This window comes from Pseudolysobacter antarcticus (assembly GCF_004168365.1).
In the GTDB taxonomy this organism is placed as follows: domain Bacteria; phylum Pseudomonadota; class Gammaproteobacteria; order Xanthomonadales; family Rhodanobacteraceae; genus Pseudolysobacter; species Pseudolysobacter antarcticus.
The window spans coordinates 1327368-1350435 of sequence record NZ_CP035704.1 but is presented as its reverse complement, the minus strand read 5'-3'; the positions used below and the strand labels follow the sequence as shown (position 1 = coordinate 1350435).

At 58.6% G+C, this 23068-nt stretch carries 23 protein-coding genes and 1 pseudogene; 12 read left to right on the top strand and 12 right to left on the bottom strand.

Annotated elements, in window-relative coordinates; translation table 11 throughout:
- Positions 1–35: 35 nt before the first annotated feature.
- From ELE36_RS05745 to ELE36_RS05735, 3 genes are read left to right on the top strand one after another with little or no spacing between them, the layout of a single operon-like run.
- Positions 36–593: a DUF6580 family putative transport protein gene (locus tag ELE36_RS05745; protein ID WP_129832166.1), complete on the top strand. Its 558-nt coding sequence runs from the start codon at positions 36–38 to the stop codon at positions 591–593.
- 57 nt (positions 594–650) lie between these two features.
- Positions 651–1211, top strand: coding sequence for a cob(I)yrinic acid a,c-diamide adenosyltransferase (locus ELE36_RS05740; RefSeq protein ID WP_129832165.1), 561 nt, complete (start codon positions 651–653; stop codon positions 1209–1211).
- A 10-nt stretch (positions 1212–1221) separates the two neighbouring features.
- Positions 1222–2142 (top strand): histone deacetylase family protein, encoded by a 921-nt coding sequence (locus ELE36_RS05735; RefSeq protein WP_129836655.1) that lies wholly within the window; start codon positions 1222–1224, stop codon positions 2140–2142.
- Between the two features lie 72 nt (positions 2143–2214).
- Here ELE36_RS05735 and ELE36_RS05730 read toward each other — a convergent pair whose 3' ends face one another.
- The gene (locus ELE36_RS05730; protein WP_129832164.1) at positions 2215–2496 is read right to left on the bottom strand and encodes a hypothetical protein; all 282 of its coding nucleotides are present in this window, start codon (positions 2494–2496) and stop codon (positions 2215–2217) included.
- Between the two features lie 302 nt (positions 2497–2798).
- Between ELE36_RS05730 and ELE36_RS05725 the strand changes: the two genes are divergently transcribed.
- The 3 genes from ELE36_RS05725 to pdxA all read left to right on the top strand — a co-directional run bounded on the left by ELE36_RS05725 (position 2799) and on the right by pdxA (position 7810).
- Positions 2799–5141 carry an LPS-assembly protein LptD gene (locus ELE36_RS05725; RefSeq protein WP_165371491.1) on the top strand — a complete coding sequence of 781 codons (2343 nt, stop codon included), beginning with the start codon at positions 2799–2801 and terminating at the stop codon, positions 5139–5141.
- Positions 5142–5327: 186 nt separating this feature from the next.
- A complete protein-coding gene (locus ELE36_RS05720) occupies positions 5328–6662 on the top strand; it encodes a peptidylprolyl isomerase (RefSeq protein ID WP_129832162.1) in 1335 nt (444 codons plus the stop codon).
- Between the two features lie 125 nt (positions 6663–6787).
- A complete protein-coding gene (gene pdxA / locus ELE36_RS05715; RefSeq protein WP_343136181.1) occupies positions 6788–7810 on the top strand; it encodes a 4-hydroxythreonine-4-phosphate dehydrogenase PdxA in 1023 nt (340 codons plus the stop codon).
- Between the two features lie 21 nt (positions 7811–7831).
- Here pdxA and ELE36_RS05710 read toward each other — a convergent pair whose 3' ends face one another.
- On the bottom strand, positions 7832–8749 hold the full coding sequence (locus ELE36_RS05710) for a DMT family transporter (RefSeq protein WP_129832161.1): 918 nt from the start codon (positions 8747–8749) through the stop codon (positions 7832–7834).
- 173 nt (positions 8750–8922) lie between these two features.
- Between ELE36_RS05710 and gcvA the strand changes: the two genes are divergently transcribed.
- Entirely contained in the window at positions 8923–9849 is a 927-nt protein-coding gene (gene gcvA / locus ELE36_RS05705; protein WP_207215871.1) for a transcriptional regulator GcvA, read from the top strand.
- 11 nt (positions 9850–9860) lie between these two features.
- Positions 9861–10691, top strand: coding sequence for a 16S rRNA (adenine(1518)-N(6)/adenine(1519)-N(6))-dimethyltransferase RsmA (gene rsmA, locus ELE36_RS05700; protein WP_242512422.1), 831 nt, complete (start codon positions 9861–9863; stop codon positions 10689–10691).
- A 50-nt stretch (positions 10692–10741) separates the two neighbouring features.
- Here the strand turns inward: rsmA and ELE36_RS05695 are convergent, their stop codons facing one another.
- Complete coding sequence (locus ELE36_RS05695) at positions 10742–11497, bottom strand: DUF2884 family protein (RefSeq protein WP_129832158.1); 756 nt, start codon at positions 11495–11497, stop codon at positions 10742–10744.
- Between the two features lie 180 nt (positions 11498–11677).
- Here ELE36_RS05695 and apaG point away from each other — a divergent pair, with 180 nt between their 5' ends.
- Together apaG and ELE36_RS05685 are read left to right on the top strand one after the other, a co-directional pair.
- Positions 11678–12061: a Co2+/Mg2+ efflux protein ApaG gene (gene apaG / locus ELE36_RS05690; RefSeq protein ID WP_129832157.1), complete on the top strand. Its 384-nt coding sequence runs from the start codon at positions 11678–11680 to the stop codon at positions 12059–12061.
- Complete coding sequence (locus ELE36_RS05685; protein WP_129832156.1) at positions 12061–12906, top strand: symmetrical bis(5'-nucleosyl)-tetraphosphatase; 846 nt, start codon at positions 12061–12063, stop codon at positions 12904–12906. The genes apaG and ELE36_RS05685 overlap by 1 nt, the downstream gene beginning before the upstream one ends.
- A gap of 26 nt (positions 12907–12932) precedes the next feature.
- On the opposite strand, the gene ELE36_RS05680 is transcribed toward ELE36_RS05685, so the two are convergent.
- The 8 genes and pseudogenes from ELE36_RS05680 to ELE36_RS05650 all read right to left on the bottom strand — a co-directional run bounded on the left by ELE36_RS05680 (position 12933) and on the right by ELE36_RS05650 (position 19613).
- A complete protein-coding gene (locus tag ELE36_RS05680; protein WP_207215870.1) occupies positions 12933–13454 on the bottom strand; it encodes a dihydrofolate reductase in 522 nt (173 codons plus the stop codon).
- Complete coding sequence (locus ELE36_RS20685; protein WP_242512421.1) at positions 13451–14068, bottom strand: CoA transferase subunit B; 618 nt, start codon at positions 14066–14068, stop codon at positions 13451–13453. The genes ELE36_RS05680 and ELE36_RS20685 overlap by 4 nt, the downstream gene beginning before the upstream one ends.
- Positions 14069–14158: 90 nt before the next feature.
- A pseudogene (locus tag ELE36_RS20680) lies at positions 14159–14800 on the bottom strand (CoA transferase subunit A); the annotation flags it as partial.
- 142 nt (positions 14801–14942) lie between these two features.
- Positions 14943–15914: a thymidylate synthase gene (locus ELE36_RS05670; protein ID WP_129832154.1), complete on the bottom strand. Its 972-nt coding sequence runs from the start codon at positions 15912–15914 to the stop codon at positions 14943–14945.
- Positions 15915–15965: 51 nt separating this feature from the next.
- Entirely contained in the window at positions 15966–16835 is an 870-nt protein-coding gene (gene lgt, locus ELE36_RS05665) for a prolipoprotein diacylglyceryl transferase (protein ID WP_129832153.1), read from the bottom strand.
- A 73-nt stretch (positions 16836–16908) separates the two neighbouring features.
- On the bottom strand, positions 16909–17154 hold the full coding sequence (locus tag ELE36_RS05660; protein WP_129832152.1) for a hypothetical protein: 246 nt from the start codon (positions 17152–17154) through the stop codon (positions 16909–16911).
- Between the two features lie 45 nt (positions 17155–17199).
- Positions 17200–18444: a class I SAM-dependent rRNA methyltransferase gene (locus ELE36_RS05655; RefSeq protein WP_242512373.1), complete on the bottom strand. Its 1245-nt coding sequence runs from the start codon at positions 18442–18444 to the stop codon at positions 17200–17202.
- Positions 18445–18716: 272 nt separating this feature from the next.
- A complete protein-coding gene (locus ELE36_RS05650) occupies positions 18717–19613 on the bottom strand; it encodes a fatty acid desaturase family protein (protein WP_129832151.1) in 897 nt (298 codons plus the stop codon).
- A 242-nt stretch (positions 19614–19855) separates the two neighbouring features.
- Between ELE36_RS05650 and ELE36_RS05645 the strand changes: the two genes are divergently transcribed.
- Entirely contained in the window at positions 19856–20563 is a 708-nt protein-coding gene (locus tag ELE36_RS05645) for an MtnX-like HAD-IB family phosphatase (RefSeq protein ID WP_242512372.1), read from the top strand.
- Positions 20556–21926, top strand: coding sequence for an aspartate aminotransferase family protein (locus ELE36_RS05640; RefSeq protein ID WP_129832149.1), 1371 nt, complete (start codon positions 20556–20558; stop codon positions 21924–21926). Before ELE36_RS05645 ends, ELE36_RS05640 begins: the two co-directional genes overlap by 8 nt.
- Before the next feature lie 68 nt (positions 21927–21994).
- Here ELE36_RS05640 and ELE36_RS05635 read toward each other — a convergent pair whose 3' ends face one another.
- The gene (locus tag ELE36_RS05635) at positions 21995–23068 is read right to left on the bottom strand and encodes a hypothetical protein (protein WP_207215869.1); all 1074 of its coding nucleotides are present in this window, start codon (positions 23066–23068) and stop codon (positions 21995–21997) included.

Below are 23068 nucleotides of genomic sequence, written 5' to 3'. Positions count from 1 at the left end.
AAATATTTTCCTACCGCTTTCGGAGAACATCGGTTATGCACCAGGCTACTCAGGCTCATCCTTTCTCGCCGCGCTTTCTGGTGTTGGCCGGCATGATTGTGTTGGCCGTGGCAACCCGTCTGGTAGTGGCATTCGTACCGGGTGCATTGCCGTGGAATTTCACGCCGGTGGAAGCGATCGCGCTGTTCGGTGGCGCCTATTTCAGTGATCGCCGTATTGCCGTGATCGTGCCACTCGCGGCGATGCTGCTATCCGATCTGATCATCGGCATGCACGACATGATTCCCGTGGTGTATGGCTGCATCGCGCTGACCACGGTGCTCGGATATTCGCTGCGCGGCCGAGTCAGCGCATTGCGCGTATCGAGCTACGCGATCGTCAGCGCACTGCTGTTTTTCGCGATCACCAACGGTGCGTTGTGGCTGATGCACGGCCAACCGTTTTGCAATGCCGATCTGGCCTCGTGTTACGCCGCCGGACTGCCGTTTCTGAAAGGCACGATGGCCGGTACCTTGCTATGGAGCGCGCTGCTGTTCGGCGGTTTTGAACTGTTGCGCAAGCAATGGCCGGTGCTTGAAGCCAGCGTCGCCTGAAGCGTCGGGCTCGCGATAGTTCGTACTGAATGCGACTCTACATCGGCTTGATCGCGCATGGGCAATCGACTCTCCAAAATCTATACCCGCACCGGCGATGACGGCACCACCGGACTCGGCGACGGCAGCCGTGTCGCCAAGGATTCGGCGCGTGTCGCGGCTTACGGTACGGTCGACGAACTCAACAGCACGCTCGGCGTGGTGCTGGCCAATGTGCTACCCGATGCCGTGCGCGAATGCCTGACACAGGTGCAGCACGACCTGTTCGATCTCGGCGGCGAGCTGTGCATTCCGGGCATGGCGCTGGTGCACGCGACGGATATCGTACGGCTCGAAAACATCCTCGATAGCTTCAACGACGATTTGCCAGCGCTCAAGGATTTCATCCTGCCCGGTGGCGGCATGGCGGCGAGCTGCTGCCACGTATCGCGCACCGTGGCGCGTCGTGCCGAACGCGAACTGGTCACACTCGCGCGTCACGATAGCGTGCGACCCGAGGCGATCCAATATGTCAACCGCCTGTCAGATCTGTTGTTCGTGATCGCGCGCGTCCTCGCGCGCGAGTCGGGCCACGGCGAAGTATTGTGGCAACACGAACGCCGCAAGCGCGCACCGTGACGCAAAAATGATCACCGCGCTCTACACGCATAACCTGTGCTTGCAGCATCAGCCCGGACCCGGACACCCGGAATCGCCGGCGCGACTGCATGCGGTGCTTGAGGCGCTCGATCAGGATGTCTTCGCCGCACTGGATCGCATCGAAGCACGGCCCGCGACACGTGCTCAGCTCGAACGTGCGCATACGGCAGAATTGATCTCGTCGATCTTCGCCCAGTCACCGCAACACGATTGCGTGCACCTCGATCCCGACACGGTCATGTCGCCGCATTCCTTGAGCGCCGCGCTGCATGCGGCCGGCGCGGTAAGCATGGCGATCGATGCGGTGATCGCGGGCCGAATTCGTCGCGCGTTTTGTGCGGTGCGTCCACCGGGCCATCACGCCACGCACGATACCGCGATGGGATTTTGCCTGTTCAACAATATCGCCGTCGGCGCCGCGCACGCGCTTGCCGTACATGGGCTTGAGCGCGTCGCGATTGTCGATTTCGACGTGCATCACGGCAATGGCACGCAGGATATTTTCTGGAACGATTCGCGGGTTCTGTATATTTCCAGCCACCAGTTTCCGCTGTATCCCGGCACGGGCGCGCGCAACGAAATCGGTGCCGGCAATATCGTCAATGCGCCGTTGGCACCAGGCGCCGGCTCGGCAGAATTCCGCCAAGCTTACGAAGAGATTTTGCTGCCTGCGCTGGATCGTTTCGCGCCGCAACTCGTGTTGATTTCCGCCGGTTTCGATGCGCACCGGCTCGATCCGCTGGCGAATCTGAATCTCGAAACCAACGACTACGCGTGGATCACGCAGCGTCTCGTGGAAATCGCCGAGCGGCATGCGCAGGGGCGGATCGTTTCGAGTCTTGAAGGCGGTTATAGCCTCACTGCGCTGCGCCAGAGCAGCGCGGCACATGTGCAGGCGTTGCTGGGCTGAGCTTGAAAGCCGCAGTGATCCCGATGGCCGCTAACGGTCGCATCGGGATCACCGCTTGTATTGGCGCCGATATTATTCGACGTCGAGCTCGATGCCACCGACTATGCCCGCGACCAGATTGTAGATTGCCGCGCCAATCGCGCCAGCGATAAATCCGAATACGGCGTAGAAGATCGGTAGCAATATCAGCATGAAAATACCGCCAGCCATAACGCCAGTGGCGTTGTTACCGGTGAGACCGCTGAGCATGGAGCCGAACAGCAAAAAGAACAGCGCGATAATCACGCCAAACAAAGCCATCGCACAGCCCTGAAAAATGGCCAGCTTGAGCACGCCGATACGTTTGATAATCATGACAACTTCCCCGTTGTAGTGTGATTTGAGCCGCCGCAACGAGCGGCGTGGCGACCTTAGTCGCAGCGCGTCGGCAATACAAGCAGCAGCATCGGGAATGGAATTTTCTGGACTCGACAAGACCCAGCCGCAGCACTCGTCCGAGCCACGCATTAGCGCAATCCGCGTAATCAGCGAACTCTCGGCTTGCTGACATACGCGACAACCACACGCTATCAGGGATCGCAAAATGCGCTGATTTGCCGCCGACTATGGCTTTCAGGCAATCTTGGCAACCTTTGCAATCCCTGAAGATCGCCACTGTGCCGTATTCCCCTCAGCTTTCGATTGCTCCGCGTCTGCTTGCACTGGCCATCACGCTGGCGTTGCCGCTCTCCGCGTGGGGCGATGACGACGTCGGCCCAGCCTGTCCGGTCGGTCAATTTCATTGTGCCAAACACGCCGATCCGTGGCGCATGTGCAAGCGTAACGACATGCTGGATTTTTTCACTCCGGGTCTGCCAGCCACGGGTGATCGCAGCAAGGCTTTGACCGACATCAGCGCGAAAAAAGTCAGCCGCGCCGATACCGATCATTCGCTGCTGGATGGCGAGGTGTGGATGCAGAAACTCGATCAATTGCTGCGCTCCGATCACGCCACCTACGACAACATCACCACCGACTACACCGCGGATGGTCATGTGTATTACCAGGACAGCAGCATGCTGGTTTCGGCCACGCATGCCGCGGGCACCGCCACGCCGAGCACCACGCATCTGGATCACATCACGTATCAGATGCTGAAACAGCGCGGCAACGGCACGGCCAGCGACGGCACGATGATCGACGCCGAGCATTCGGTAATGCACGACGTAACGTACTCGACCTGTGATCCCGATGCGCGCGAATGGGAGTTCCGCGCGCGCGACCTGACTATGGATCAGGAGCAGGAAATCGGTTACGGCCACAACGTGACGATGGCTTATCACGGCGTGCCGTTCTTCTGGTTTCCGTACCTGAGTTTTCCGCTGGACAATCAGCGCGAGTCTGGATTCCTGTTGCCGAAAGTGCGCTACACCAGCCGCCGCGGCCTGGATCTGACGCTGCCGTATTACCTCAATCTCGCGCCGAATTACGATGCGACGATTTATCCGCGCGTGATGACCGAGCGCGGTTTCATGCTCGGCGGTGAATTCCGTTACCTGACCGATTCAAGCAAAGGCAGTCTGGAATTTACCTACCTGCCGCACGACCGCGCTTTTGCCGACGAGCAACACGTATTTCTCGCGCAGAATCCCGGGCTGGGTTTGAGCACGTATGACGACAAACGTACCTCGTTCATCTTCAAGGATACGACCACGCTGAATGCCAACTGGTATGCGGCGATCAATATCAACCACGTCTCCGACCCATATTATTTTCGCGATTTCGGCGACAGCCTTGTTACGAATACCACCAGTCTGCTGAGTTCCAGCGGTTATCTGTATGGTCACGGCTCGTGGTGGGACGCGAGCATCGGCGCGGATTTCTGGGAAATCACCGATCCAACGCTGCTGCAAAGTTCCGAGCCATACAAACGCCTGCCGCGCATCACCTTCGAAGGTGATCACGAACTGCTCGGCGGCCTGCGTGGCGGCGTGCGCTCGGAGTTTGTCGATTTCCGCAAGGACGATGCCGTTGAAGGTCAGCGCCTGGATGTCTATCCGTACTTGAGTTATCCGATCGAAGCCGCGGCGTATTTCATCCGCCCGGAACTCGGTTATCGCTACACCAGTTACGATATCCGCAACACGCAATATCTGCCGAATCCGCTGCAGGATACGCAACCCTCGCGCGGCGTACCGATCGCCAGCGTCGATGCCGGCCTGGTGTTCGAACGCCCGCTGACCTTGTTCGGTGATGCGTTCACCCAAACTCTCGAGCCGCGCCTGTATTATCTGCGTGTGCCGTATCGCGATCAGAACGATCTGCCGGTATTCGATACCCAGTTACCGACGCTGGATTTCGGCCAGTTGTTCACGACCAATCGCTTTGTCGGCGCGGATCGCCAATCCGACGCGAACAATCTGACGCTGGCACTGACCACGCGCTTGCTCAACGCCGACGACGGTGCGGAACGCGTGTCCGCCAGCATAGGCCAAATCCGTTATTTCGATCCGCAAAAAGTGCAGTTGCCGGGCATCCAGCAAACCAATTACAACGGCTCGAATTACGTCGGCGAACTGGATATTCGGCTCAACGATCGCTGGCGCATCAAGCTCGACGAACAGTGGAATCCGAACACCAGCCAGAACGATGTTGCTTCAGTTTCGGTGCAGCATCGCTTCAACAATAATGGCATTCTGAATGTCAGTTACGATTATCGCCGTGATCTGCTCAAGCAAATCGACATCACCGCGCTTTACCCGGTATCGGACAACTGGAGTTTGGTCGGTCGGTTCGACTATTCGCTGCTCAGCCATGGTGTGGTCGAATCGTTCCTTGGCGTCGAATACGACAACTGCTGTGCGGCATTCCGTGTGCTCGGTCGCCACTACCTCAAGGATCTGGCCGGTAACGATGGCAACGCTCTGTTCTTCGAGATCGAATTCAAGGGCCTCGGTCAACTCGGCGAGAAAACCGAGAGCTTCCTGCGCCGTGCTATCCTTGGTTATCAAACCCCTTGACCTTCTGAAGAGGGTTTAAAACTCGCTACCGCCTTGTTTGCAAACGCCTTCGCCCACGGCCTCGATCGATGCTGAATTCGTCCAATGCAGCCTCGTGTCATTGCACTTGATGCATGCATTCAGAGGCTCCTCCAAGATATTGAACAGGTTCCAACGCGCATGATTTTCAGTAACGCTGTCCGCCCCATGCAACGTCTTTTTGCATCGCTCATTCTTGCTCTTGTCTGTATCAGCGCGAGCCCCGTGCTGCGTGCGCAGATCCTCACCGCGGAACCTCTTGATCGTATCGCCGCGGTGGTCGAGGACGATGTGATTCTCCGTAGCGAGCTCGACGCCGCGATCAACAACGTGCTCGCGCAATACGCCAACAATCCGCAAAAGCTGCCACCGCGCGATGTTCTGGAAACACAGGTTCTCGAGCGCCTGGTGATGCTGCGCCTGCAGGTACAACGTGGCAGCACCACCGGTATCCGCGTTTCGGATGCGGAAACCGAACAGGCGATGCAGCGTGTCGCCGACAGCAACAAGGCAACGCTCGCGCAGATGCGCGCATCGCTCGAAGCGCAAGGCCTGAGCTTCGACGAGTTTCGCAAAACCTTGCGCGAGCAATTGATCGTGCAGAAGCTGCAGCAACGTATCGTGCAAAGTCGCGTCAATGTCACCGACGCCGAAGTGGATACCTTGCTGGCCAGTGGCGGCGGACACAAGGGCGAATTGCATATCGCAAACATCCTGATTTCCGTACCCGATGGCGCTAGCCCGGAAGCGGTGCAAATCGCGCGTGACAAGGCCGAAAAAGTACGCAAGGAAATCGACGGCGGCATGGATTTCGCGGCCGCGGCGATCCGTTATTCGGATGGCCAAAACGCGCTCGAAGGCGGTGATCTCGGCTGGCGTCGCCATGATGAAGTGCCAGAAGCCTTCGTCGATCTGGTGCAGAACCTGAGCCCCGGCGAAATCACGCGTCCCGTGCGTGGCCCGAGTGGTTTCCATATTCTCAAGCTCGTCGACAAACGGGAGCAGGGCAAACAAGTGGTCGCCGAGTATCACGCGCGCCACATCATGTTCAAGATGTCCGAAGTGGTGACCAGCGAAGACGCACAGAAAAAGGTGCGCGCCGCACGCAAGCGCATCACTGACGGTGAGGATTTCGCCAAGGTCGCGAAGGAAGTTTCGCAGGATGGCAACAGCGCCAATCAGGGCGGCGACATGGGCTGGTTCCAGGCCGAGCAATACGGCCCGATGGTGGGGAAAGTCATCGTCTCATTGAAAGACGACCAGATCTCCGAACCATTCCAGACCGATCTCGGCTGGCATATCCTGCAACGCCTCGGTGAGCGCAACACGGATCGCACCAACGACATGGCGCGTGAGCAAGCGCGCGATACCTTGCGCAATCGCAAGGCCGAGGACGAATACGAAACTTTCCTGCGCCAGTTGCGCGCCGAATCGTTTGTCGATGTCCGTCTGCCTGGTGCCGCCAAACCCGATAAAACCGAAGCTGCTGAAACGGTAAAATAGAAGCTGACTTGGGACGAGCGACCAGAGACTCTGGTTGCGCGCCGTCAACGCCGTCGCGCTGCGCATGTTGGCTTTTGTGAAGTTCCTCGACTCGCGCGTTGACCTGCGCATAATGAGCGAATGTCGTGTCTGTGCCAAACCCGCCGTTTGAATATCTGCCGCGCTTGGCGATCACGCCAGGCGAACCGGCCGGTGTCGGTCCTGAATTACTGGCGGCTCTCGCAAACAGCGATCTGCCTGCAGATCTCATCGCCATTGCCGATCCGGATTTGTTGCGCGCAGCGGCGCGTGCGAGTGGACTAGCGCTAGACATCGTGCCTTATATCGCCACGGAATACGTGCAGCACCGCGCGCGCGGCAGCCTGCGCTGCATCGATATTCCGCTGCGCAGCGCCAGCCACGCAGGTCGACTCGATGCGGCGAACGCGGCTTATGTCATCGACACATTGTCACGCGCAACTGACGGTTGCCTCAACGCCGAATTCGATGCGCTGATCACCGGGCCGGTGCAAAAAAGCGTGATCAACGCCGCTGCAATTCCTTTCACTGGACACACCGAATTTTTCGCCACGCGCGCCGGCGTCAATGTAGTGATGCTGCTGGCCACGCCGGCCCTGCGCGTCGCGTTGGCGACCACGCATCTTTCATTGCGCAACGTGCCAGACGCGATCACGCGAGAAGGACTGATTGCGACCTTGTCTATCCTCGATCGTGATCTGCGCGAGAAGTTTGGCATCGCCACGCCACGCATCGCCGTGCTCGGCTTGAACCCACACGCTGGCGAAGGTGGTTATCTCGGCCGCGAGGAAATCGATACGATCATTCCGGCGATGGAAATATTGCGTGCGCAAGGCATGCAATTGATCGGGCCGTTACCCGCCGATACCGCGTTTGTGCCGGAACAGCTTGCGTTGTGCGATGCGGTGCTGGCGATGTATCACGATCAGGGGTTGCCGGTGCTTAAGGCACAGGGTTTCGGCGAGGCGGTCAACATCACGCTCGGGTTGCCGTTCATTCGCACCTCGGTCGATCACGGCACGGCGCTGGATATCGCCGGTCAGGGCAAGGCCGATCCTTCCAGCCTTATCGCCGCAGCGCGCATGGCGTTGCAGTTGGTCAACACAAGTCGCACCAAAGCCGCGTCATAACCCTGGTCTCGGCGCGCCTTTTCAGATTTGTTTGGTGACCACTGCGTTGCTCAAGACGATCGCCGCTTTCGGTCGCAATCCCGGCACGCGCTCGAACACCAGCGCTACCGCGAGCAATACCAGCACGAGTCCGAGCACGCTCGGCCACGCCAACGATTCGCCGAGGAACAGGCTGCCCCAGAGTTGCGCAAACACCGGCACGAGGAAGGTCACCGTGGTCGCGCGTTCGCTGCCGACATCACGCAACAGGCGAAAGTACAGCGCGTAAGCGACACCGGTGCACAACAATCCGAGCACGAGCAGCGCGATGATCGGTATGAGCGTGGGCCACTGCGTCGGCACGGATGTAAACAACATCGGCGACAGGATCAACGCCGCGGCAGTCTGCGTGCCGGCGGCGATCGCCATCGGTTCGTTGGAGGCGAAGCGGCGCCGCGATTCGACCGCGCCAATCGCGTACAACGCCGATGCGGCGAGCGCCGCGCCGAACGCCAGCATCGTATCGATATTCGTCTCGACCACACCAAAACGCGCGAGCACGGCAACGCCGAGTACCCCGGCCAGAACGCCGGCCAGTTTGGATGTCGACGGGCGCTGCTGCTGTGTTGCCCACAGCAGCAATACGGTAAACATCGGCGTGGTGGAATTCAGCACGGCGGAATATCCCGCCGGCAATTGTCGTGCGGCCACTGCGAACAACAGCAGCGGCACCCCTGCCGTGAGTGCGCCGACGATCAGATAATCCTTCCAGCGCGCGCGCCAGAGCAGCGGCTGTGCCAGCGAGCGCCGCAACAACTGGATGACGAGTGCGCCGAGCAGCACGCGACCCGCGGCGGTAATACCCACACCGAGCACTGGCACGGTGATGCGCTGGAAGATGAAGGAGCTGCCCCAGATCATGCCGAGCAGGAGTAATCGCACTATGGTGGAAAGATTCATTGCTACGATCCTTGAACGACAATCTGCGGCGGAAAACTCACGGCGGTGCGGCGCTTTTGACAAGTCGACTGGTGAGCTGCATGCGCAACCGGATGGAATGCGCTGATGATATTCCTAGACAATCCGTCACGGAATCGATATTTTCTCGCAATACCGGCCAATTTTTCTCACAGATGACGCAATCCTGGCAACACCTTCCCGCTCTGCGCACCTTGCGCATTTTCGAAGCCGCCGCGCGTCATCTCAACTACACGCGCGCCGCGCTCGAACTGCATCTCACGCACGGCGCGGTCAGTCACCAGATCCAGGCGCTGGAGACGCAATTGAAGCTGCGTTTGTTCGAGCGCAACGGTCGCCAGACCCAGCTTACCGATGCCGGCCAGCAGCTCGTGCTTGGCGTACGCGAAAGCCTCGATGCGCTCAGCACAGCGATCGGCAAGGTGCGCGAACGCGAGTCCTCGCACGTGCTCACAGTCAGCGTGACACCGTCGTTTGCATCGGCGTGGCTGGTCGAACGGCTCGGTGGATTTTTGCAGCGTCATGCCGAAATCCAGCTCAACCTGCAGAGCAATACCACGCTCGCCAATTTCCGCACCGACAATGTCGATGTGGCGATTCGTTACGGCGCAGGCGTGTGGGCGAACACGCTGAGCGAAAAACTGCTCGACGATGAATTGTTCCCGGTGATGAGTCCGCGCTTGCGTCGCGGCAAGTTGCCGCGCACGCCCGCGCAGCTGGCGCAATTGCCGCTCATCATCTCGGCCAACAAGTTATGGTCGACCTGGTTTGCGTCGGTCGGTCTGGACTACACCGAACAGCGCAACAGCCTGCAGTTCGACGATGCCGAACTTGCGCTGCAGGCGGCGATCCAGGGCCAGGGCGTGGCGCTCGGTCGCAGCTCGCTGGTCGCTGCCAAACTGCGCGCCGGCACCTTGGTCGCGCCGTTTCGCGAGCGCATTCCCTCACGTTACGCGTACTATCTCGTCTACACCGAAACCAGCAGACGCAAGGCGGCCTTTCAGGCGTTTCGCGAATGGCTGCTGGCCGAACTCATCAGTGCGCCGCCGCTCGCGCCGCCACCGCCGCCCAACGACCCGTGAAATCAGATCCCGTGAAAACTTTCGATCCGTCTGAGACAGCGCCACGCCACAATAAACCGCATGTCGCGCGCAAGCGTTTCGGCCAGAATTTCCTGCACGACAGCGGCGTCATCAATCGCATCGTGTTATCGATTTCGCCGCAACCGCAGGATCGTCTGATCGAGATCGGGCCGGGCCAAGGCGCGTTGACGTTTCCACTGTTACGCGCGGCAAAAAGACTCACGGTCATCGAGCTTGATCGCGACCTGATCGAACCACTACGCGAACGCGCCCGCGCGCACGGCGAAATCGAAATCATCAGCGCCGATGTGCTCAAGATTGATTTCACCGAACTCGCCGCCGGCGGTTTGTTGCGCATCGTCGGCAACCTGCCCTACAACATTTCCACGCCGATCCTGTTCCACTGTCTGGAGCATGCCGCGGTAATTCAGGACATGCATTTCATGCTGCAGAAGGAAGTGGTCGAACGCATGGCCGCCGGCCCGGGCAGCAAAACCTACGGGCGACTCTCGGTGATGTTGCAATTGCGCTGCAAGGTCGAGCCATTGTTTGAGGTGCCGCCTACCTCGTTCACGCCCGCACCGAAAGTTGACTCGGCGATCGTGCGCTTGATACCACTATCCAGCAGCGAACAATTGTCGTTCGATCAAGGCGTGCTCGAACGTGTGGTGCGTGCGGCGTTCGCGCAACGCCGCAAAACCTTGTCGAACGCATTGTCCGGTGTCGCGTCTGTAGCGCAGCTCGAAAGTATCGGCATCGATCCACGCACGCGCGCCGAACAAGTGGCGCCCGCGATGTACGTGAAGCTCGCGCAACTTTTGTCGGCAACGATGACGGAGTAAAACAATCAACGGATCGGCGCGAAGCCGATCCGTCACACCAAACTACCGGATCAGCGCGTGAACAATTCCAGCGGACGCTGACCATCGATGCGCACATCCAGCGCGGCAGCAATTTCACCGAGCTGGGCGAACTGCGGACACAAGGCATCTGCGCGCTGCTCCAATACTTTTGCGCGTGCCTCCACTTTGGTTTCGATGTCCTTGCCCATGCGATCCGCACGCGCTTCGAGTTCCTTGATCGCGGCTTCATCGCCCGACAACGCGATTCGCACCGCATCCGCAGTCACTTGCGAAATCAGCGTCGGCAACATCGCCTTGACCGAACTCTCGACCAACTGACCGATATCGGCATCGGTCCAGCCAGAACCCTGGATGCGCGAATCGATGCCACGGCGCAATTCGTCGCGCGCAAACGCGAGGCGTCTGTGCAGCGTTTCCTGTTGTTTGGCATCGGTCGCCGTGAGCGCAACGGCCACCGATTCGATCGCGTCAAACGCGATATCTGCGGCGTCCAGACCGATCTCTTTCACTTGCGCCAGCAGTCGGCGCGTACCGGATTCCAGATCGGCGATACGCTTCTGATCGGCGGCCGACAAAACTTGTTCCTGCCCATCGATAAACAGACGCCCCTGGCGCAACTCGATGCTGCGCGGCTTGGCATTCGTGTTCGTGAACGACAGGGCTTTGTCGCTGAAATTGAAATTGTAGTCGCTGTGCACACTGCAGGAATGCGTGACATCGTGCGCAAATAGCGGCGATGCAAACAGCAGCGTGGAAGCAACGGCCAGAGCAGAAATGATTTTCATGGAAGCACCTATCGCGCAACGGAGGGATCGGATCTACCCGATCTGATGCACATCGTGGCGATTTGGTTTAAGCCGCGCATGTGCCGGAGGTCGCGGTGAGAAAAGTCATGGCGCGCCCCCGATCGATAAGCAATGCACGACGCGCTTGCAGCTGGCCGCTACAAGCCTGAAAATCAACGCATGAACAAATCCAAACAACATGACATCCAGGTAGCGGTAGCGACGCGCTTCATCGACGATCAATCAGCGCCCGACGACAATCGTTACGTTTTCGCCTACACCATCACCATCCGTAATGCGGGCGATGTTCCGGCGCGCCTGCTCACGCGCCACTGGATCATCACCGACGGCAACGGCAAGGTGCAGGAGGTGCGCGGCGATGGCGTGATCGGTGAACAGCCGTGGATGCGGCCCGGCGAAAACTTTCAGTACACCTCCGGCGCGATTCTCGAAACCTCGGTCGGCACGATGCAGGGCAGCTACCAGATGCTGGCCGACGACGGCACACATTTCGATGCACCGATTTCCGCGTTCACGTTGTCGATTCCGCGGACCCTGCACTAGTGGCGACGTATGCCATCGGTGACGTGCAAGGTTGCTACGACGAACTCGCCCGGCTGATCGACAAGCTCAAGTTCGATATCACGCGCGATGCCTTGTGGTTCTGCGGCGACTTGGTCAATCGCGGCGGACAGTCGCTGGAAGTGCTGCGGCTGATACGCAGTATCGGCGCCAACGCCACCGTGGTGCTCGGCAATCACGACCTGAGTCTGCTTGCAATCGCCGAACGTAAACCGTCCGAACAGAACAAGCTCAGCGCCGAATTGCGCGCCGTGCTCGACGCGCCCGATCGTGACACGCTGCTGCTGTGGTTACGCACGCGCAAGTTGCTGCATGTCGATCACGAACTCGGCTTTCTGATGGTGCATGCCGGCCTCGCGCCAGGCTGGAGCGTGCACGATGCCGAGGCCGCTGCGCACGGCGTGGAAACGCGCCTGCACGGGCCGAATTATCGGCGCCTGCTGAAAGTGATGTACGGCAACAAGCCGGACGTCTGGACGTCCAAACTGCGCGGCAACGATCGCATGCGCGCGAGCATCAATGTGCTCACACGCATGCGTTTTTGCGATGTGCGGGGCAAGCTCGCTTTCCGTGACAAGGGCGCGCCCGGCACGCAACAGCCCGGTTATTATCCGTGGTTCAGCGTGCCCGGCATGATCAAGCGCGATCTGCGCATCGTTTGCGGACACTGGTCGACACTCGGACTGTTTCGCGGCCTTGGTACTTACGCGATCGACACCGGTTGTGTCTGGGGCGGATCACTGACGGCAATCCGTCTGGATGACGACGAGCCACGGTTGATCAGCGTGAAGTCGACACTCCCGCGCATTGCCGATCTGGGCGATTGACCTGCCGATTACACAACGCTAATTTTTTACTTTTTAGCGTAGTCCACAAAGCTGAAACTGTATTTGTGCTGCGCATCTGATGAATGTTTGATGCGCGAAGTTTCAGTCCATCCTGCCGTGTCGAACACTGGAAAAAACGTATCCGGATTGACGGCTTCGGTATCGATCCAGGTCAGATACAGATGCGTGGCGCGCGGAAGCGCCAACGCATAAATTTCGCCGCCGCCGATCACCATGATTTCATCGGCACCCGCACACGCGGTTATCGCGGCGTCCAGTGAGCTCACAACTTCCTGCTCGGGATATGGCGCTTCGGGCTGGCGCGTGAGCACCAGATTGCGACGCCCGGGCAAGGCGCGGCCGATCGACAGCGCGGTCTTGCGGCCCATCAGGATCGGCTTGCCTAGAGTCAGCGCCTTGAAGCGTTTCAGATCAGCCGGAAGATGCCACGGCATGTCGCCGTCGCGCCCGATCGCGTGATTGCGATCCAGCGCGGCGATCAATGCGATGCGCGGAATAGCGGCGCTCGGTGTGTCTGCATTCGTCATACCTGCACGTCGAAATCACAGCCGGTTTTGCTGCGCACATCATCCACACTCACGCCCGGATGCAGCTCTTTCAGCACGAGGCCGCCGCCGGGTTTTACTTCGAACACACACAGGTCGGTAATGATCATGCTGACCACGCCCTTGCCGGTGATCGGCAGGTCGCATTGCTTGAGAATTTTCGGGCTGCCGTCTTTCGCGCAGTGTTCCATGAGCACGATCACGCGCCGCACTCCGGAGACCAGATCCATTGCCCCGCCCGGCCCTTTCACCATTTTTCCGGGCACCATCCAGTTGGCGATGTCGCCGTTGTCGGCGACTTCGAGCGCGCCGAGTATCGACAAATCAATATGCCCGCCACGAATCATCGCGAACGAATCCGCACTCGAAAAATAACTTGATCCCGCAATGCTGGTGATGGTCTGCTTGCCCGCGTTGATGAGGTCAGGATCGACCTTGTCTTCGGTCGGAAACGGGCCGATGCCGAGCAGGCCGTTTTCCGATTGCAGGGTGACGCTGATGTTGTCGGGAATGAAATTCGCCACCAGCGTCGGAATGCCGATGCCGAGGTTGACGTAATAACCGTCGCGCAATTCCTGCGCCGCGCGCTTGGCCATGATGTCGCGAATCGGTGAATCTTTTTTCGATGCGGCGGCGCCAGTGACGGTGCGGAACTCGATGCGCTTCTGATAATCGCGACCCTGGATGATGCGGTCGATATAAATGCCGGGCGTATGAACCTGATCGGGATCGAGCTCGCCGACTTCGACCAGATGTTCGACTTCGGCGACGGTGATCTTGCCGCAGGTGGCAATCATCGGATTGAAGTTGCGCGCGGTCTTGTTGTAGATCAGGTTGCCGGCCTTGTCGCCTTTCCACGCCTTGACGATGGCAACTTCGGTATGGATTGCTTCTTCGAGCACGCAATCGAGTTCGCCGAAACGTTTGGTTTCCTTGCCTTCGGCGAGTTTGGTGCCGAACGCGGTGCGCGTGTAGAAGCCCGGAATGCCAGCGCCGCCCGCACGCAATTTTTCGGCGAGCGTGCCTTGCGGCGTGAGCACGAGTTCGAGCTCACCGGCCAGCACCTGACGCTCGAATTCCTTGTTCTCGCCAACGTAGGACGCGATGACTTTTTTCACTTGGCGCGTCTTCAGCAACGGGCCCATGCCGAAGTCGTCGACACCGGCATTGTTGCCGACGATGGTGAGGCCTTTGACGCCACTGTCGACCAGCGCCTGGATGAGATTTTCCGGAATGCCGCACAGGCCAAAACCACCGGCGGCGAGGGTCATGTCATCGCGCAGCAATCCATCGAGCGCGGATTTGGCATCGGCATAGACTTTCTTCATGGCTGTTCCTGATTGAATGGCGGAATTCGGCAAGCGCGAGCTGACTCGGCGACGCTACAAGGCGTGTGCTACGCGGTGTAACTCATGGGCAAAATTGTAGCATCGCGACTCGCTGGAAGCGTTGACACTTTAGTACAGCGGCTCAGACCGCCATCGGCGCAGTCATCGCCGCATGATGCTGATAATTCAGCAGCGAGAAATCCGACGGCTCGATTTTCTCCAGCCATTCGGGCTCGTATTTTCCCGTGATGCGAAAGTCGGGCACACGTTCGGAAATCTGTAGTTGCGGACTCGGCATCGGCGTGCGTGTGAGCTGCTCGTGCAACATCGGCAAATGGCTTTCGTAGATGTGCGCATCGCCGATGAAATACGTGAACCAGCGCGGCGTGTAGCCGGTGAGGCGCCCGACCAGATGCAGCAAGGCCGCGCCTTCGGTGAGATTAAAACCGGTGCCGAGACCGACGTCGTTCGAGCGGATGTACAAGCACAAGGAAATTTCGCGGCGCGTGGTGTTCGGCAAGAACTGATAGAGCAGATGGCACGGCGGCAACGCCATCTGGTCGAGCTCGGCGCAGTTCCAGCCGTGGAAAAGAATGCGTCGATCGGCTGGATTATTGATGATCGTATCGAGACATTGGCGCAGCTGGTCGATTGCCTTGTACAGCAGGATTTTTTCGCTGCCGTTTTCCGTGTAGCGCGCGATGATCGCAAAACCGCGCTGCTGCGCATCGGCGATCTGCGCAATGTTGTTTGCATCGAGCAATTTGTACGCCGGCCATTGCCGCCATTGCACACCGTAGATATCGCCGAGATCATCGGCACCGCTGCGATACGGATTGTTCAACCACTGCGAATTTTCGTTGGCGTTCTGATCCCACACCTTGCAGCCGAGCGCACGAAATTCGGCAGCGCTGCGCGAGGCGCGCAGGAATCCTACGAGCTCGCCGATGGCCGACTTGAACGCCAGCCGACGAGTGGTGATCGCCGGAAATCCCTGCTGCAGATCGAAGCGCAACATCGCGCCGGGCATGCTGATGCTGCGCACACCGGTGCGATTTTCCTGCCAGCTGCCGCTGTCGAGAATCGTTTGAACGAGATCGAGATACTGTTGCATGCGGCGGCTCGAGAGTGAATCGCTGGTGTCGTTATTGAAAATTGCAATCTTTCAGGCGGCGTTGGCAACGCCCGGATATGCCACCGGTGCACGACGCGACAACCACAACAACACGATGCCCGTAATGATCAGCGGCAACGACAAAAGCTGGCCCATCGTCAGCCAGTCGAACGCGAGATAACCGAGCTGAATATCCGGCTCGCGCACAAATTCGACGCCGAAGCGGAACAATCCGTAGAGCAACGCAAAAACACCTGACACAGCGTAACGCGGTCGCGGCTTGCGCGAAAAAATCACCAGCACCGTGAACAGCACAACACCTTCGAGCAGAAATTCGTAGAGCTGCGACGGATGCCGCGCTTCGGCATTCAATTGCCCGGCCAAGTACATCTGATACAACTCGTCGTGGGTTTTCTGCAGTCCATCCAGCGCGCGCGGAAAAATCATGCCCCACGGCAAATCGGTATGCCGTCCCCACAATTCGCCGCCGATAAAATTGCCGAGGCGACCGAGGCCGAGGCCGATCGGAATTAGCGGCGCAACAAAATCGATCGTGTCGAAAAATTTGATGCCATTGCGGCGCGACCAGATCGCACCGGCCAGCAATACGCCGAGCAACCCACCATGAAACGACATGCCACCTTCCCAAATGCGGAAGATCATCAGCGGATCATGCAGCAGATCGGCGAAGCCATAAAACAGCACGTAGCCAATGCGGCCACCGAGGATCACACCGAGCATCACGTAAAACGTCATGTCGGAAAATTGCTCGTACGACACCGGCAAACGCCCTGCCGCGCGACGGCGATTGCCCAGCCATCCGGCCAGTACAAACCCGAGCAGATACATGAGGCCATACCAGTGAATTTTGATCGGCCCGAGCGAAATCGCAATCGGATTGATGTCGTGGAAATAATGCATGGCGTGATCCGGATCGGGCGCGATTTAACGTTTGAATTGAGCGGCGGCGCAGCCGTCTGCATCGAACGAGATGTTAGGCACGGGCGCCAAGAATGTTGTTGTAGATGGCCACAACCAACCAAGCCAAGACGAGTACAAAAATACCCGCGAGCGAAATCTGGTTGGCGTGACGATGAACATAAAAGCCTCGCGGATACTGCCCAAGCGTAACAAGAAGCAGTGACGCGCGACCAAGGTTGAACAGAACGAACGACCAGATGATGTAGTACGCGATGAACTTGACGAACGCAACAACGCCATTGATGATTTCTTCCTGCATGGCCACACGATCCCTAGCTGCGAATAGCGCGATGCGCCGGACGCATTATGCCGGCAATACGCGGCAAATGAATCCCTTCAGGTAATCGGTTTCGACGATCGCCGGATGCACCGGATGATCCGGCGCCTGCTGCAATTGCATGAGCACCTGTACCTGGCGATCGAGATGACGCGCGCCTTGCTGCACGGCTTCGAGCAAGGTCGTGCGCGACATGTGATACGAGCACGAACACGTCACGAGGATGCCGTCCTTCGCCAGCAGTTGCATCGCCATTTCATTGATGCGCCGATACGCGAGCCGGCCTTCGGCAAAATCCTTCTTGCGCTTCACAAACGCCGGCGGATCAAGAATGATCACATCAAAACGTTCGCGTTGTTCACGCAGACGTTTGAGTTCCTCGAACGCATCGGCCTTGCGTGCGGTCACGCGATCACTCAGACCATTTGCCGCCGCGTTGCGGGTGATCGCTTCGACCGCGCTGGCGGACGCATCGACGCAAACCACTTCACTCGCACCCATCGCCGCGGCGCGCAAACCCCAGCCACCGAGATAACTGAACATGTCGAGCACACGCTTGCCCGCGACGAACGGCGCGAGTTGATCGCGGTTCGCGCGCTGATCGTAGAACCAACCGGTTTTCTGACCATCGATCGGATCGATCTGGAAATCCAAGCCGCCTTCGCGCGCGATCACCGGATGGGTGATTTCGCCGAACGCGATTTCGGAATAGTCCGGCAGGCTTTCCATCGTGCGTGCGCCAGAATCATTTTTCCAGACCATCGCGGCCGGCTTGATGACCTTGAGCACGGCGGCGGCGATATCGTCCTTGAGCCGCTCGGTTCCAGCGGTCGTGGTCTGGCCGACAATCACATCGCCGTAGCGATCCAGCACGAGGCCTGGCAGTCCATCCGACTCGCCATAAAACAATCGGTAATACGGTTCGCTATACAGCCGTTCGCGCAATCCGAGCGCCACGCGCAGGCGATGCACTAGCAATGAGCGATCCACCGCGTGCTCGATGCCACGCACGATCAGGCGCGCGCAGATCAGCGAATTCGGATTGATGTAACCGATGCCGATCGGATGCTGCTGCGAATCGCAGATCACGCAGATTTCGCCGGGCGTGAATGCGCTCAGCGGCGATTTGGCGACATCGACTTCATTGGAAAATACCCAGAGATGGCCGGCACGCAAACGCGCATCTTCACCGCGCTTGAGGATCAGCGCGGGATATTCGATTTCTTCGCCGCCGGATTCGGCGACATCATGTTCGGGAATTTGATCAGACACTGGGCGCCGCCTTTGCTATGACCGTTCACGGTAGCGGAGTGTGGAGAATGCGGCAAGGTTGGGGAAACCGGGAAGCGGGAATTGGGCAGTCGAAGAAATAAAAACAGGCCGTCATCCGAGCGCAGGCGGGGATCCATGTTGACCTTGATTTTTCAGCGCCGCAGTTGCTTCAGGCAATGACAAGAAAATCAAAATGGATCCCAGCCTGCGCTGGGATGACGGTGTCTTTATGATCCGCCGAGTTTCAGCTAACCGCCAGGAATGATCCTTGGCTATTCACCGGATGCCCGCGCCACCGTCTCTGCACCCGCGCGCGGCGCGTTGTCCATGAAACCCAGCGCGTGGCACCACTTGATCACGCGCACGCCGGCGCGGGCCTGCTCGTCGCGAATTTGCGCGCGGAACGAAGGCATCTTGCTCCAGTGAATTTTCGGCCGGTAGTGGTGCTCGGCGTGATGGCCGTTGTACAACCACAGCCAGTTGTAGAGCTTGTTGTAGGTGCTGACGCCCCACGCGATCGGCTTGTCGGGGTCGCCCTTGTAGTGCTCGTAGAAACCGTTCAGCGATGACAGGCAATGGCCGAAATAATAGAACGGCACGAGTACCAGAAATGCGCGCCAGTCCCAGATCGCGCAGGCCAGATATACCGCCAGCATGATGCCGATCTCGCGCCAGATCCAACGCGCTTTTTCCGGATGTTTTTCTTTCAGGCGCGTGTAGACCTCACCGATGTCATCGCGAAAATAGCTGCAGAAGGTGTAGGTCCAGACGCTTTCCGGTTCGCCGTTCTTGCCGCGGCGATAGATCGACAGCGGATCGATGGTCGTGCCGTTTTCACCGATGCGATCCATGTTGCCGACGTGGTGGCGCAAATGCACATGATGGTAGAACTCCTGCGAAAAACCGTCCGTCACAGAAAGCAGAATGCTGTAGGCACGATTCAGCCACGCCCATTTGAAGAACGGGTTGTGGATGAAGTTGTGGCTGGTGCCGTTGATGCTCCACGAAATACTGATTGAATAAATCAGGCCAAGCACGATGAATACCGGCCACGACAAGTGATGGAAATCGAAAAATATGAACGCAAGAAACACCGCGTGCGCGATCCCGAGAAACGCCGGATAGGCATCCCAGACGGTGTAGGCAAAAAAGGATTTGCGAGTGGACATGGCGACAACACTGCGATCAGGAAAGGAAACGCCGATGCGGCGCAACCGCAATGATAAACCGCGCAACCTTTGATCGGCCTCAAATGCGCCGGGCGCGCTGAATTTTCTGCTGCATTCGGCGCGCACGACGAGCCAGTCTGAACGCTGACCATTCAATGCGGCGCACTCCGCGTATGGCAAAAGCAAATCAAAAGGTTGAATGCCTAGACTGCGCGGACTTTTGCCGTGGAAAGGACTGCACCGTGCTCGACTGGAACATCCTCTGCGATTTCGACGGAACCATCGTACTCAAAGATATTACCGACTCGCTGCTCGAACGGTTTGCGCGTCCGGGCTGGGAAACACTCGAAAGCGCATGGCGCTCAGGGAAGCTCGGTTCGCGCGAATGCATGGGCGGCCAAGTCGCCTTGCTCGACGCGAGCCAGGAAGAAATCGACGCGCATCTGGCAACGATGGAGGTCGATCCGATGTTTCCGGCGTTTGTCGCCGCGGCCAAAGCTGCAGGCATTTCCATCACGATTGTCAGCGATGGTCTGGATTATGCGATCAGCAAGATTCTGGCGCGCTACGACCTCGCCGATCTGCCGATCATCGCCAATCATTTCGAGCCGGAAGGCGCACGCGAATGGTCGCTGAAATTTCCGTTCTCCAGCCCGAGTTGTTCGGTGTCGAGCGGCAACTGCAAATGTGCGTGCGTCAGCCGCGCGCGCAAACCGCCGCATAATATCCTGCTGATCGGCGATGGCGCTTCGGACTTCTGCGCGGCCGACGCGGTCGATCACGTATTCGCCAAAGCGCGCCTGATCGATCACTGCACCTCGGCCGGCATTCCGCATACGCCGATCGCCGGTTTCGCCGAAGCGCTGGCGTTGCTGCCGGCGCTGATCGCTGGTCGCCTGACCAAATTTTCTTCTCTCAATGTAGTCCAGGATATTTCTTCCAATGCGTGATTCCGAGCTTCTGGCCGACGAGGCCAAATACTGTTCTTTCGGCGATACCGTTCACTATTCCGATCCGCCGAAAATCTTCACGCGCGCCGAAGGCAGTTATCTTTACGACAGCGCCGGCACCGAATTTCTCGATCTGCAGATGTGGTATTCGGCGGTCAATTTCGGCTACTCGAACGAGCGCCTGAACAACGTTCTGAAAAAGCAGATCGATATCCTGCCGCAGGTTGCCAGCCAGTATCTGCATCCGACCAAGATCGAACTCGCCAAGATCGTGGCCGAAGATGCGAAGAAAAAATGGGGCCTCGATGGCCGCGTGCATTTCAACGTCGGTGGCTCGCAATCGGTCGAGGATTCGCTGAAAATCGTGCGCAACGCAAAAGGCGGCAAGAGCCTGATGTTTGCGTTTGAAGGCGGTTATCACGGCCGCACGCTCGGCGCCTCGGCGATTACTTCGTCGTACCGTTATCGCCGTCGTTACGGTCATTTCGATCGCGCCCAGTTCATCGAATTCCCGTATCACTTTCGCGGCCCGAAAGGCATGTCAAAAGAAGAATATGGCGAGTTCTGCGTCGCCAAATTCGAGCGCCTGTTCGAGACCGAATACAACGGCGTTTGGGATCCGAAAGCTGGCCAGTGCGAATACGCCGCGTTCTACGTCGAGCCGATTCAGGGCACCGGTGGTTATGTCATTCCGCCGCCGAATTTCTTCAAGGGACTGAAGCGCGTGCTCGACAAGTTCGGCATCTTGATGGTGGTCGACGAAATCCAGATGGGTTTTTTCCGCACCGGCAAGTTGTGGTCGATCGAACATTTCGGCGTGACACCGGATGTGCTGGTGTTCGGCAAAGCGTTGACCAACGGTCTAAACCCGCTCGCCGGCATCTGGGCGCGCGAAGAACTAATCAATCCGACCGTGTTTCCGCCGGGCTCGACGCATTCCACGTTTGCATCCAATCCGCTCGGCACCGCAGTCGGTCTGGAAACGATGCGCATGCTCGCCGAAACCGACTACGAAAGCATGGTCATGGCCAAGGGCGCGCATTTCCTCGCCGGGCTGCAAGACCTGCAGAAACGCCACAAGGAAATCGGTGACGTCGATGGTCTCGGTCTCGCGCTGCGCGGCGAAATCTGCGAAGCCGATGGTTTTACGCCGAACAAGAAGTTGCTCGACAAGATGGCTGATCTTGGCCTCGCTGGCGAACTCGAACACAACGGCAAGAAGATGGGTCTCGTGCTCGACGTTGGCGGCTATTACAAGAACGTCATCACGTTCGCGCCGTCGCTACATATCAGCACGGAAGAAATCGATCTCGGCATCGCGTTGCTCGATCAGTTGCTGACGAAAGCGAAGAAGCTGGTCTGATCCGGCTCGGCTGAATCGGTGTTGCCGTTCGATTATTCGACCGGCAACACCGGTCGCTCAAACAGCGGTTATTTCGACTTCGTTTTGCTCGACTTGAGTTTGACCGGTTCGCTGTAACGCGCGAATCCGGGGATGCGTTCCAGCACCCAGCGCAGCGGATTGTCGACCCACGCATGCGTGACGAAATCCTCGTGTTTGGTATTGGGATCGGTGCTGAGGATGGTCACGCCGCCCTGCGAAAAATTCTTTGGTGGCGCAGTTTTGAAGCGCACGTTTGCTTCTTTCAATTCCTGCATAAACGCTTCGTTGCCCTCACGACTGGATTCGGTATACGCGCTGAGGAAAAACGTCGGCCAGCGCATCTGCTCGACCCAACTCGTGAACTTGTCGATGTTGCCGTACATCGCGTCGAGCATCACCACACCGCGCAAACGTCGGCCCGCGCCACCGATCGCCAGCGACCACGCCGCCGGCAGATAACCGCCGCTGTAGGCGACCAAGACAACAGGCATTTGCGAGATGCGCGACTCAGCGCGTTTGTCGCCATACAGTTCGACTAGACGCGCGCCCGCCTCGCCGACAAATTCGATGAATCCGCGACGTTGCCAGAAACGCCCCGCGCTCGAATCGGCCGCATCGATCGCGAATTGTGGCGCGACCAAAACCGCATTCGCGCCGGATCTGGCGAGCTGCTCGACCACTTGCTGACGCTCGATGACATCGCGTGTCAGCAGCGCGCCGTTGCCGTGAAAAAACACCACCATCAGCGCCGGTTTGCGGATGTCGAATCCCGCTGGCATGTACAACAATACGCGGCTATCGCGATAGATCGCATCTTCCCAGTGCACACCGTCGCGTGCGGTATGACCGGTGCGATTGCCCTCGCTGGTATCGAGAAAATGCTTGCCGGAATCCGGGATCAAACCGCGATACGGAAACGGCGCGGTCTTGAAGTTGACGAGCGCGAGTTTCGCTGCGGGCAATGGCGCGAGCGGCTTTTTTGCGGCACTCGCGGCTGCGGTTTTCGCCGCGAATGATGGGATGGTCTTCGCGGCGGTCGGCGCGGCCAAAACCGCACCCGACAGCACCATTAAAAGTAACAGCGCCGCGCAGGATTTCAGCAGCGAAAAACCGCGTGGCAT